We start from the raw sequence: 11394 nt of genomic DNA on the forward strand, positions 1-11394 counted from the left end.
CGTCAGCATCCTGCTGTCGCTGCTGCCGATCCTGCTGATCGCCTTCGTGCTGTTCTTCGTGATGTCCAACCTGCAGGGCGGCGGCTCGAAGGTGATGAGCTTCGGCCGCAGCAAGGCCAAGCTGGTCAGCAAGGACACCCCCAAGACCACCTTCGCCGACGTCGCCGGCGCGGACGAGGCGATCGAGGAACTGGAAGAGATCAAGGACTTCCTGTCCAACCCGGCCCGCTACCAGGCGATCGGCGCGAAGATCCCCAAGGGCGTGCTGCTCTACGGCCCGCCCGGCACCGGCAAGACGCTGCTGGCCCGCGCGGTGGCCGGCGAGGCGGGCGTGCCGTTCTACTCCATCTCCGGCTCGGACTTCGTCGAGATGTTCGTCGGCGTCGGCGCCTCCCGGGTGCGCGACCTGTTCGAGCAGGCCAAGTCCAACGCGCCGGCGATCGTGTTCGTCGACGAGATCGACGCGGTCGGCCGGCACCGCGGCGCCGGCATGGGCGGCGGCCACGACGAGCGCGAGCAGACCCTCAACCAGTTGCTGGTCGAGATGGACGGCTTCGACGTCAAGGGCACCGTGATCCTGATCGCGGCCACCAACCGTCCCGACATCCTGGACCCGGCGCTGCTGCGTCCGGGCCGCTTCGACCGCCAGATCGCGGTCTCGCCGCCGGACGTGCTCGGCCGCAAGGCGGTGCTCGAGGTGCACGCCAAGGGCAAGCCGTTCGCACCCGACGTCGACCTGGACACCATCGCCCGGCGCACCCCCGGCTTCACCGGCGCGGACCTGGCCAACGTGATCAACGAGGCCGCGCTGCTGACCGCCCGCCAGAACGGCCGGCTGATCACCACCCACGCGCTGGAGGAGGCCATCGACCGGGTGATCGCGGGTCCCGAGCGCAAGACCCGGGCGATGAGCGACAAGGAGAAGCGGGTCACCGCCTACCATGAGGGCGGCCACGCGCTGGCGGCCTGGGCGATGCCCAACCTCGACCCGGTGCACAAGGTCACCATCCTGCCGCGCGGCCGCTCGCTGGGGCACACCCTGGTGCTGCCGCTGGAGGACCGCTACACCCAGACCCGCGCCGAGATCCTGGACCAGCTGGTCTATGCCCTGGGCGGCCGGGCCGCCGAGGAGCTGGTCTTCCACGAGCCGACCACCGGCGCCTCCAACGACATCGAGAAGGCCACCTCGCTGGCCCGCTCGATGGTCACCGAGTACGGCATGAGCGCCAAGCTGGGCGCGGTCAAGTACGGCACCTCCGACTCCGAGCCGTTCCTGGGCCGGGACTACGGCCACCAGCGCGACTACTCCGAGGAGATCGCCGCCTGGATCGACGAGGAGGTCCGGGCCCTGATCGAGGCCGCGCACGACGAGGCCTGGGAGATCCTGGTGCAGTACCGCGACGTGCTGGACCAGCTGGTGCTGGAGCTGGCCGAGCGCGAGACGCTGAACAAGGAGGACCTGGAGCGGATCCTGGCGCCGGTGCACAAGCGGCCGCCGCACAGCACCTTCGCAGGCTTCGGCAAGCGCACCCCGTCGGACCGTCCGCCGATCGAGATCCCGCCCACCAACCGGTCCAACGGTTCGTCCAACGGGCTTGCCAAGCACGGCGAGCCGCAGCCGGCCGGCTACCCGGCCACCGGCTACGAGGCGCCGTCCGACAGGTCTGACAATGGCCAGCAGGCCAGCTACCCGCCGGCCCCGAACTACCCGCCGGCACCGGGCTACCCCACCGGGCAGGACTACCCGGGTGCGCCCGGGTACCCGCCGCCGGGCTACCCGGTCTCGCCGGGCTATCCTCCGCCGCAGAGCTACCCGCCGCTGGACTCGGGCTACCCGTCCGGGTCGCAGGGCTCGGGCTACCCGTCCGGGTCGCAGGGCTCGGGGAGCGGCCAGCCCGCCGGCACGCCGGGGGAGGGCTCCTACCGTCCGGAGGACCATGAGACCCAGCAGCTGCCGGCCGTGGAGCCGGGCCGGTCGCACTGGCCGTTCGGCCAGGGCGATGATCGTCGCTGACCTTCTCGGACGGGTGCGCCGCGCGCCGGTGAGCGCTGGATGAGCCAGATCGACCTGGCGCGCGCCGAGGCCGCCGTCCGCGAGCTGCTGCTGGCCATCGGCGAGGACCCGGACCGGGAGGGCCTGCGCGACACCCCGGCCCGGGTCGCGCGCTCCTACACCGAGATCTACGCCGGCCTGCACTCCGATCCCGAAGAGGTCCTGCAGACCACCTTCGACGAGAACCACGACGAGCTGGTGCTGGTCAAGGACATCCCGCTGTACTCCACCTGCGAGCACCACCTGGTGACCTGGCACGGCACCGCCGCGGTCGGCTACGTGCCCGGCGAGGACGGCCGGCTGACCGGGCTGTCCAAGCTCGCCCGGGTGGTGGACCTCTACGCCAAGCGGCCCCAGGTGCAGGAGCGGCTGACCGCCCAGGTGGCCGACTCGGTGATGCGCCGGCTGATGCCGCGCGGGGTGATCGTGGTGGTCGAGGCCGAGCACCTGTGCATGGCGATGCGGGGGATCCGCAAGCCCGGCACCCGCACCATGACCTCGGCGGTGCGGGGCATCTTCAAGAGCGACCCGCGAACCCGGGCTGAGGCGATGAGCCTCATTCTCGGGCGATGACCGGGCAGCCCGGCTTACCGGCCCGTAGCGACCGGCTCATCGTGATGGGCGTGCTCAACGTCACGCCGGACTCCTTCTCCGACGGCGGCCGCTATGCCGACCTGGACAGCGCCGTGGCACACGCCGTCCGGATGACCGCCGAGGGTGCCGACCTGATCGACGTGGGTGGCGAGTCCACCCGGCCCGGCGCGGTCCGGGTGGCCGCCGAGGAGGAGTGCCGGCGGGTGCTGCCGGTGATCGGTGAGCTGGCCGCCGCGGGCTTGACGGTCAGCGTCGACACCTACCGCGCCCGGGTCGCCGAGCAGGCGCTGGCCGCCGGCGCCCGGGTGGTCAACGACGTCTCCGGCGGGCTGGGCGACCCCGACATGGCCCGGGTGGTGCGCGACGCCGGCTGCCCCTGGGTGCTGATGCACTGGCGCGGCCACTCGGCGACCATGGCCGAGCTGGCCAACTACGACGACGTGGTCGCCGACGTCCGGGCCGAGCTGCTGGCCCGGGTGGACGACGCGCTGGCCGCCGGGGTGGCGGCCAGCCAGCTGGTGCTGGATCCTGGGCTCGGCTTCGCCAAGCGGGCCGCGCACAACTGGGCGCTGCTGGCGCACCTGGAGGCGCTGACCGGCATCGGGCTGCCGGTGCTGATCGGCTCGTCGCGCAAGTCGTTCCTCGGCTCGCTGCTGGCCGGCCCGGACGGCACCGCCCGGCCCACCTCCGGACGGGAGGCGGCCACCACTGCGCTCACCCTGTTCGCCGCGCTGAACGGGGCCTGGGGAGTGCGGGTGCACGAGGTGGCGGCCAACGTCGACGCGGCACTGGTGGCCGCGGCGATCCGGGCGGTGTCATGACCAGCTCGCCGCCCGGCGCCATGACCGGCTCGCTGCCCGGCGGCGCGAGTGCCGATCGGATCGCCCTGACCGGGCTGCGGGTCCGCGGCCACCACGGGGTGTTCGACTTCGAACGGGCCGAGGGCCAGGACTTCGTGGTCGACGTCGAGCTCGAACTGGACACCCGAACAGCCGCCGCCAGCGACCTGCTGGCCGACACCGTGCACTACGGGGAGCTCGCCGAGGCGCTGGCCGCGGTGGTCGCCGGGGAGCCGGTGAACCTGCTGGAGACGCTGGCCGGCCGGCTGGCCGCGGTGTGCCTGGCCGATTCCCGGGTGGCCGCCGCGACCGTCACCGTGCACAAGCCGCAGGCCCCGATCCCGCTGCAGTTCGCCGACGTCGCGGTGACCATCCGGCGTGACCGGGCGAGCGCCGTGGATCCGGACGGCGGCCGATGAGCAGGGCGGTGCTGTCCATCGGGTCCAATCTCGGCGACCGGCTGGCGCACCTGCGCTCGGCGGTCACCGCGCTGGCGCCGTACCTCACCGCGGCCTCCCCGGTCTTCCAGACCCCGCCCTGGGGGCCGGTCGAGCAGCAGCCGTTCTACAACGCGGTGCTGCTGGTCGACGATCCGCAGGCGGGCCCGGCCGACTGGCTGGCCCGGGCGCAGGCCTGCGAGCAGGCGGCCGGCCGGATCCGGGAGCAGCGCTGGGGGCCGCGCACCCTGGACGTGGACGTGATCACCGTCGACGACATCCGCAGCGAGGACCCGGTGCTGACCCTGCCGCATCCGCGGGCCGCCGAGCGGGCCTTCGTCCTGGTGCCGTGGTGGTCGGTCGACCCGGAGGCCCAGCTGCCCGGGCACGGCTCGGTGCTGCAGCTGATGCAGGCGCTGCCTGCCGGGGAGGTGGCGGCGGTGCAGCTGCTGCCGGCTGTCGAGCTGCGGCCGTGATGCGCCGGACCAACCTGACAGACCTGCTGGTCCCGTTCGTGCTGGCGGCGGGCCTGGCCTATGCGCTGCTGCGGATCAGCTACGAGTCGCTGCCGCCGTTCCAGTGGTTCACCGCGGTGCCGATCGCCGCGCTGGCCGTCGCCGAGCTGGTGGTGGCCCGCCGGGTGCGGGCGGCGGTGCGCCACCATCCGCAGGCCAAGCCGATGACGGCCCTGGCCATCGCCCGCGCGGTGGCACTGGGCAAGGCCAGCGCGCTGGTGGCGGCGGTGGTGGCCGGCGTGGCAGCGGCGCTGGTGGTCAAGCTGCTGCCCTCGTCCGGGCAGGACAACACCGCCGGGGACGACCTGACGGTGGGCTACCTGCTGCTGGTGGTGACCGCTCTGCTGCTGGTGGCCGGGCTGGTGCTGGAACGGGCCGGTGTCGATCCCGGCCACGGCCGCCGCTGAGCCTGCGAACCGACACGACAAGTGGGCAATCCCGGAGTGGACGAGCCGGCACGATGGTGCTGTCCTACACTCCCGATATGCCTCGCCCTGCTTCGTCCTGGACGTCGCGAGGTGTAGTGCGTAGCGGGCTTGTGGCGCTCGTGATCGTGCTCGGCGCGGCGGCGGTCTGGCTGGTGGTGTTCGGCGCCGGCCGGCAGCAGGTGCAGGTCGGCGTGCTGCTGGGCCTGTGGGCCGCCCTGATCGCCGCCTTCCTGCTCGTCGGCAACCGCGGTGGCGACATCGAGTTCACGGCAGACCTGGAGGACGCCCGGGCCCGGGCGTCCGAGCTGCACGAGGCCCAGCTCAAGGTGGTCGCCCAGCAGCAGGAGCAGCTGGAGGCGGCCCGGCAGGCCTACTTCTCCCAGGAGATCGAGCTGCGCCAGTTCAGCGAGCTGCAGCTGGCCCGCGACGCCAGCGCCCGCCGGGAGTCCGAGCAGGGCCTGCAGCTGGCACTGCGGGGCGAGGTCGAGCGGGTGCTGGCCGACCAGCTGTCCTCGTTGCGCCAGGAGGTCGCCTCGCTGCGCGCGGAGGTGGTCGACAAGCTGGGTGGCCAGCTGCGGCTGGAGCGGATCGAGACCACCCGGGTGATCGGCTCGGACCTGGAGGCGTTGCAGCACGAGATCCGCCGGCTGGCCGCGGCCCGGCAGGACAGCCTCACCGCGGCGCCGCGTTCGCCGGCCGAGCCGGAGCGGGCCGGCCGGATCGTGGAGGCCGAGCCGCAGGTAAGCCGGGTCGGAACGGCCGAACCGCCGCCGATCAGCCGGGTGGCGGCCGAACCGCAGCGGGTCGCCCGGGTTCCCGATGCCGAACCCCAGTGGGCCGCCCGGGTTCCCGATGCCGAACCACAGCGAATCAGCTGGGCCTCCGACACCGAGCCACAGCGGGCCGGCCGGGTGTTCGACGCCGGACCGGAGCGGCCGGCCCGGATGCCCGAGGCCGCGCCGCAGCGGGCGAGCCGGCTGCCGGACGCCGAGCTGGTCGAGTTCCCACCGCCGGCTCCCGAGCTGCCCACCGCCCCGGCCGGGTCTGCGCGGCCGCCCGCCCGGGACTCCGCCGATCCGTTCGCCAGCCTGCCGAGGCTGTCCCCGGTTCAGCCCGACCTCGGCCTCATCCCGGACCCGGCGCCAGCCGCGGACCGCTCCGAGCCGCGGCAGGGCCGGCGCCGCGCGCCGGAACCGGAGGACGAGGGCAGCCGCTACCAGGGCCGGCGCCGGGCCGGCGGGGCGCACGCGAACTGGCTCGCCAGCTTCGACGGCTGACCGTTACCCGCCGAACCCGGAACAGCGGCTAGCTATCGCCGGCGAACCACCGGCTGGCGGCAGCCTGGTCCAGCGCGGGTTCACGCTGGGCGCCGGCACTGACCTGGTAGGCGATCGACCGGACGGCGGTGTCGATGTCGACTGCCGTCTGATCAGCCAGCAGGTACACCAGGTAGGCGAGCTCGGACAGCCCGGACTGCCAGTCCGGCGGAATCCGGAACGGCCGCCGGCCGCCCTCGGTGGCGGCGTTGGTCAGGTCGGCCAGCCGGCCCAGCGCGGCAGTGGCCTGCAACAGCAGGGCGGGGGCGGTGCTGTGCGAGCCGGTCTGGTCGGCGGCCCGGGCCACCGTGGCCTGGAGTTCGTTCACAGCCGCAGAACCTAGCCGACTGCATGCCGATCCGCGTGCTGGCGCGGCGGACGGCGCCTGGCTGCGGCCTGTCTGGACGAGAGGCCCGGCCGGCGGCCTACTACGCTCTAGCCGTGATCCAGTCCGGCGACGCTCCGCGGTTGCGGGTTGCCATCGTCGGGGTCGGCCGGGTCGGTTCGGTGCTGGGCGCCGCGCTCAGCCGAGCAGGGCACCGGGTGGTGGCCGCCACCGGCGTCAGCGCGGAGTCCCGCCGGCGGGCCGCCCGGCTGCTGCCCGGGGTGGCGCTGGTGCCCGCCGACGAGGCGGTCGGCCGGGCCGACCTGGTGCTGCTGACCGTGCCGGACAGCGAGCTGCCCGGGCTGATCCAGGGACTGGCCGCCACCGGCGCCTGGCAGGCCGGCCAGCTGGCGGTGCATACCTCCGGCGCCAGCGGGGTCGCCATCTTCGCTCCGGCGGCCGCCGCCGGGGTGGTGGGCATGGCCCTGCACCCGGTGATGACCTTCGCCGGCCGTCCGGAGGACCTGCAGCGCCTGGACGGGGCCGCGTTCGGCGTCACGGCACCGGAGGAGTTCCGTCCGGTGGCCGAGACCCTGGTGCTGGAGCTCGGCGGCGAGCCGGTCTGGGTTCCCGAGTCGGCCCGGGCGAGCTACCACGCGGCGCTGTCGATGGGCGCCAACCACCTGGTCACCCTGGTCAACGACTCCCGGGACGTGCTGGCCTCGGCCGGTGTGGAGGATCCGACCCGGCTGCTGGCGCCGCTGCTGTCGGCGGCGCTGGACAACGCGCTGCGGCTGGCCGATGACGCGCTGACCGGGCCGGTGTCGCGTGGTGACCGGGGCACCCTGGAGGCGCACATCCGGGCGTTGCAGGGCACCACCTACCTGCAGCCGTACCTGGCGATGGCAATCCGGACCATGCAGCGGGCGCACGCGGCCGGCCGGCTGAGCCGGGCCCAGTGCGCCGACCTGCTCGAGGGCATCGAGCAGGCCGAGGGTGAGGGCCGGTGACCGAGCTGGTCCGCACCCGCGCCGAGCTGGCCGCCGCGCGGGCCCGGCTGGCCGACGGGCTCGGCCCGGCCGGCGTCCTCGGCCTGGTGCCGACGATGGGCGCCCTGCACGCCGGCCACCAGGCGCTCTTCGAGACCGCCCGCGAGCAGTGCGCCGCGGTGGTGGCCAGCATCTTCGTCAACCCCATGCAGTTCTCCCAGGCCGAGGACCTGGCGCGCTACCCGCGCCGGCTGGCGGAGGACCTGGCGCTGTGCGAGCGGCACGGCGTCGACCTGGCGTGGGCGCCGGACGTGACCGGGGTCTACCCCGACGGCCCGGTCCAGGTGTGGGTGACCGCGGGCGCGCTCGCCGACCAGCTGGAGGGCCCGAACCGGCCGGGCCACTTCGACGGCGTGCTGACCGTAGTCACCAAGCTGTTCGCCGCGGTCCGGCCCGACCGCGCGTACTTCGGCGAGAAGGACTACCAGCAGCTGATGCTGGTCCGCCGGATGGTGCACGACCTGGGCCAGCAGGTGCAGGTGGTCGCGGTGCCGACCGTCCGGGAACCGGACGGCCTGGCGCTGTCCAGCCGCAACGTGCTGCTCTCGCCGGCCGAGCGGGAGCGGGCCCGGGCGCTCAGCGCCGCGCTGATGGCCGGCCGGGACGCCGCCGGGTCCGCCGAGCAGGTGCTGGCCGCCGCCGAGCAGGTGCTGGCCGCCGCCGACGGGGTGAAGGTGGAGTACCTGGAGCTGCGCGATCCCGGGCTGGGACCCGCGCCGGTGGCCGGCCCGGCCCGGCTGCTGGTGGCGGCCCGGGTCGGTTCGGTCCGGCTGATCGACAACCTCGCCGTGGAGCTGGGTCGATGAAAGAGCTGAGCCGATGAACCTGCCGCAGCGGCTGCTGGCGCCGGCGCCGGGCTGGATCGTCGAGACCGACGTCGTGGTGGTGGGCTCGGGCATCGCCGGCCTCACCACCGCGCTGCGGATCGCGGCCGGCCGTCCCGGTGCCCACAGGTCCGGGCTGCGGGTGCTGGTGGTTACCAAGGACGTGCTGGCCGCCGGCTCCACCCGGTGGGCGCAGGGCGGCATCGCCGCGGCGCTCGGGCCGGACGACTCGGCCGAGGCGCACCTGGCCGACACCCTGGCCGCCGGCGTCGGGCTCTGCGACGTCGAGGCGGTCCGGGTGCTGGTGGACGAGGGGCCCCGGGCGGTCGAAGAGCTGATCGAGCTCGGCACCCGGTTCGACCGGTCGGCCACCGGTGAGCTGTCGCTGACCCGGGAGGGCGGCCACCACGCCGACCGGATCGCCCACGCCGGCGGGGACGCCACCGGCGCCGAGATCGAGCGGGCGTTGGTCGCCGCGGTGCTGGCCACCCCCGGCATCGAGGTGATCGAGCACGCCCTGGTGCTGGACCTGCTGCCCACCGGCGACGGTGGGGTGGGCGCGGTCACCCTGCACGTGATGGGCGAGGGCCAGCGCGACGGGGTGGGTGCGGTCCGGGCCCGGGCCTTCGTGCTGGCCACCGGCGGCATCGGGCAGGTGTACGCCGCCACCACCAACCCGCCGGTCTCCACCGGCGACGGGGTGGCCGCGGCACTGCGGGCCGGGGCGGTGGTGCGCGACCTGGAGTTCGTGCAGTTCCACCCCACCGTGCTGTGGCTGGGCGGCGGCGCGGCCGGCCAGCAGCCGCTGGTCAGCGAGGCGGTCCGGGGCGAGGGCGCGGTGCTGCTCGACGGCGACGGCACCCGGTTTATGCAGGGCCAGCACGAGCTGGCCGACCTGGCGCCGCGCGACGTGGTAGCCAAGGCGATCCTGCGGCGGATGCGCGAGACCGGCGCCGAGCACGTGTGGCTGGACGCCCGCGACTTCGGCGCGGAGAAGTGGCGGGTCCGGTTCCCCACCATCCTCGCCACCCTGACCTCGCTGGGGCTGGACCCGGTGACGCAGCTGATCCCGGTGGCGCCGGCCTGCCACTACGCCTCCGGCGGCATCGCCACCGACCTGGCTGGCCGCACCTCGGTGCCGGGGCTGTACGCCTGCGGCGAGGCGGCCTGCACCGGCGTGCACGGCGCCAACCGGCTCGCCTCCAACTCGCTGCTGGAGGGGCTGGTGTTCGGCCGGCGGATCGCCGACGACGTGCTGCGGAGCGTGCCGCCCGGCACCCCGCTGCGCGAGCTCGGCATCGACGTGCGCAGCGGCGGCATCGCCTCGGCCGGCATCCGGCCGGCGTTGCAGCGGGCGATGTCGGCCGACGCCGGGGTGATCCGGGACGCCGCGGGCCTGGCCCGGGCCGCCGGCAGCCTGCAGAAGCTGGCCGCCCAGCGCAGCAGCGAGCCGCGTACCGAGTCCTGGGAGGCCACCAACCTGCTCACGGTGGCCAGCGCCCTGGTGGCCGCGGCCGGCCGCCGCGCCGAGACCCGCGGCTCGCACTGGCGCGAGGACTACCCCGAGCGCGACGAGCAGAACTGGTGCGGCCACCTGGACCTGCGGCTGGGCCGGGACGGCACCGTCGCCACCGACTACCAACCCATCCCAACGCACGCGAGGACCGGGCCATGACCCACTCGATCGATCCCGCGATACTCGACGCACTGGACAGCGCCGGGCTGGACACCGCCATGGTCGCCGACCTGGTCGACCGGGCGCTGGCCGAGGACCTGGCCGACGGCCCGGACATCACCACCGCGGCCACCGTGCCGGATGGGCAGACCGGCCGGGTCGAGGCGGTGCCGCGCCAGGCCGGCATCCTCGCGGGCCTGGCGGTGGCCGGCTACGTCTTCGCGGTGGTCGGCCAGGGCCGGGTGGCAGTAGAACTGCACGCCGCCGACGGCGACATCGTGCGTCCCGGCGAGGTGCTGCTCAGCGCCCAGGGCCCGGTCCGCGACCTGCTCACCGCCGAGCGGACGGCGCTCAACCTGCTCACCCACCTGTCCGGGGTGGCCACCCTGACCCGGATCTGGACCGACACCATCCGCGGCTCGGGGGCGGCCATCCGCGACACCCGCAAGACCCTGCCGGGCCTGCGCGCGCTGGAGAAGTACGCGGTGCGCTGCGGCGGCGGCGTCAACCACCGGATGTCGCTGTCGGACGCGGCGTTGATCAAGGACAACCACATCACCGCGGCCGGTTCGGTGGCCAAGGCCTTCGAGCTGGTCCGGGCGGCCGCCGGCGAGCTGCCGGTGGAGATCGAGGTGGACACCGTGGCGCAGTGCCGGGAGGCGATCGAGGCCGGCGCCGAGCTGATCCTGCTGGACAACATGAACCTGGCCGAGCTGCGCAGCTGCGTGGCGCTGGCCGCCGAGACCGGCGGCCGGGTCAAGCTGGAGGCCTCCGGCGGGCTCAGCCTGCAGGTGGCGGCCGCGGTGGCCGGCACCGGCGTGGACTACCTCGCGGTCGGCGCGCTGACCCACTCCGCGCCGGTCCTCGACATCGGGCTGGACCTCAAGAGCGGCTGGCGCCCGGACGGTGCGACGGGAGCTGAGGGCTGATGCTGCTGGCCATCGACATCGGCAACACCAACACGGTGCTCGGCGTCTTCGACGGCGACCGGCTGGTGCACTCGTGGCGGGTCAAGACCGACGCCCGCAACACCGCCGACGAGCTGATGCTCACCTTCACCGGCCTGCTGCAGGACCTGCCGGTGACCGGCATCTCCGGCTGCTCCACGGTGCCGGCCGCGCTGCGCGAGCTGCGCGCCATGCTCGGCCGGTACTGGCCGGGCATCCCGACCGTGCTGGTGGAGCCGGGCATCAAGACCGGGGTGGCGCTGCTGTTCGACAACCCCAAGGAGGTCGGGGCGGACCGGATCGTCAACACCCTGGCGGCGTTCTCGCTGGTCAACGGCCCGGCCATCGTGGTCGACTTCGGCACCTCCACCAACTTCGACGTGGTCAGCGGC

Annotated in this window: 13 protein-coding genes; 12 read left to right on the forward strand and 1 reads right to left on the reverse strand. The window is 74.3% G+C overall.

The annotated features are described in order from the left end of the window. The 7 genes from ftsH to VLJ82_RS20320 form a co-directional block, all read left to right on the forward strand. Window positions 1–2014 (forward strand): ATP-dependent zinc metalloprotease FtsH (gene ftsH / locus VLJ82_RS20290; protein ID WP_408665185.1); only part of this gene is annotated, 2014 nt, incomplete at its 5' end. A 39-nt stretch (window positions 2015–2053) separates the two neighbouring features. Continuing rightward, a complete protein-coding gene (gene folE, locus VLJ82_RS20295; RefSeq protein WP_408665186.1) occupies window positions 2054–2626 on the forward strand; it encodes a GTP cyclohydrolase I FolE in 573 nt (190 codons plus the stop codon). Next, entirely contained in the window at window positions 2623–3468 is an 846-nt protein-coding gene (gene folP / locus VLJ82_RS20300) for a dihydropteroate synthase (RefSeq protein WP_408665187.1), read from the forward strand. The genes folE and folP overlap by 4 nt, the downstream gene beginning before the upstream one ends. Then, window positions 3465–3905: a dihydroneopterin aldolase gene (folB, locus tag VLJ82_RS20305; RefSeq protein WP_408665188.1), complete on the forward strand. Its 441-nt coding sequence runs from the start codon at window positions 3465–3467 to the stop codon at window positions 3903–3905. The genes folP and folB overlap by 4 nt, the downstream gene beginning before the upstream one ends. Next, window positions 3902–4399 carry a 2-amino-4-hydroxy-6-hydroxymethyldihydropteridine diphosphokinase gene (gene folK / locus VLJ82_RS20310; RefSeq protein ID WP_408665189.1) on the forward strand — a complete coding sequence of 166 codons (498 nt, stop codon included), beginning with the start codon at window positions 3902–3904 and terminating at the stop codon, window positions 4397–4399. The genes folB and folK overlap by 4 nt, the downstream gene beginning before the upstream one ends. Continuing rightward, window positions 4399–4845, forward strand: coding sequence for a DUF3180 family protein (locus VLJ82_RS20315; protein WP_408665190.1), 447 nt, complete (start codon window positions 4399–4401; stop codon window positions 4843–4845). The genes folK and VLJ82_RS20315 overlap by 1 nt, the downstream gene beginning before the upstream one ends. Before the next feature lie 116 nt (window positions 4846–4961). Further along, on the forward strand, window positions 4962–6143 hold the full coding sequence (locus VLJ82_RS20320) for a hypothetical protein (RefSeq protein WP_408665191.1): 1182 nt from the start codon (window positions 4962–4964) through the stop codon (window positions 6141–6143). Window positions 6144–6171: 28 nt separating this feature from the next. Here the strand turns inward: VLJ82_RS20320 and VLJ82_RS20325 are convergent, their stop codons facing one another. After that, window positions 6172–6510 carry a hypothetical protein gene (locus VLJ82_RS20325; protein ID WP_408665192.1) on the reverse strand — a complete coding sequence of 113 codons (339 nt, stop codon included), beginning with the start codon at window positions 6508–6510 and terminating at the stop codon, window positions 6172–6174. A 113-nt stretch (window positions 6511–6623) separates the two neighbouring features. Between VLJ82_RS20325 and VLJ82_RS20330 the strand changes: the two genes are divergently transcribed. From VLJ82_RS20330 to VLJ82_RS20350, 5 genes are all read left to right on the forward strand, one after another. Then, a complete protein-coding gene (locus VLJ82_RS20330) occupies window positions 6624–7517 on the forward strand; it encodes a Rossmann-like and DUF2520 domain-containing protein (protein WP_408665193.1) in 894 nt (297 codons plus the stop codon). Then, window positions 7514–8362 (forward strand): pantoate--beta-alanine ligase, encoded by an 849-nt coding sequence (panC, locus tag VLJ82_RS20335; protein ID WP_408665194.1) that lies wholly within the window; start codon window positions 7514–7516, stop codon window positions 8360–8362. Before VLJ82_RS20330 ends, panC begins: the two co-directional genes overlap by 4 nt. A 13-nt stretch (window positions 8363–8375) precedes the next feature. Beyond that, entirely contained in the window at window positions 8376–10055 is a 1680-nt protein-coding gene (locus VLJ82_RS20340) for an L-aspartate oxidase (protein WP_408665195.1), read from the forward strand. Further along, complete coding sequence (gene nadC, locus VLJ82_RS20345) at window positions 10052–10984, forward strand: carboxylating nicotinate-nucleotide diphosphorylase (protein WP_408665196.1); 933 nt, start codon at window positions 10052–10054, stop codon at window positions 10982–10984. The genes VLJ82_RS20340 and nadC overlap by 4 nt, the downstream gene beginning before the upstream one ends. Beyond that, window positions 10984–11394 (forward strand): type III pantothenate kinase (locus VLJ82_RS20350; protein ID WP_408665197.1); only part of this gene is annotated, 411 nt, incomplete at its 3' end. The genes nadC and VLJ82_RS20350, both read left to right, overlap by 1 nt.

Origin of the sequence: Jatrophihabitans sp., assembly GCF_035474675.1 — a bacterium.
Classification (GTDB): Bacteria; Actinomycetota; Actinomycetes; order Mycobacteriales; family Jatrophihabitantaceae; genus Jatrophihabitans_A.

Excerpts from the sequence above, each read along its gene's own strand:
- folB (WP_408665188.1), top strand. The coding sequence starts at position 3,465 with ATGACCAGCTCGCCGCCCGGCGCCATGACCGGCTCGCTGCCCGGCGGC.
- VLJ82_RS20315 (WP_408665190.1), top strand. The coding sequence starts at position 4,399 with ATGCGCCGGACCAACCTGACAGACCTGCTGGTCCCGTTCGTGCTGGCG.
- VLJ82_RS20340 (WP_408665195.1), top strand. The coding sequence starts at position 8,376 with ATGAACCTGCCGCAGCGGCTGCTGGCGCCGGCGCCGGGCTGGATCGTC.
- folK (WP_408665189.1), top strand. The coding sequence starts at position 3,902 with ATGAGCAGGGCGGTGCTGTCCATCGGGTCCAATCTCGGCGACCGGCTG.
- folE (WP_408665186.1), top strand. The coding sequence starts at position 2,054 with ATGAGCCAGATCGACCTGGCGCGCGCCGAGGCCGCCGTCCGCGAGCTG.
- nadC (WP_408665196.1), top strand. The coding sequence starts at position 10,052 with ATGACCCACTCGATCGATCCCGCGATACTCGACGCACTGGACAGCGCC.
- folP (WP_408665187.1), top strand. The coding sequence starts at position 2,623 with ATGACCGGGCAGCCCGGCTTACCGGCCCGTAGCGACCGGCTCATCGTG.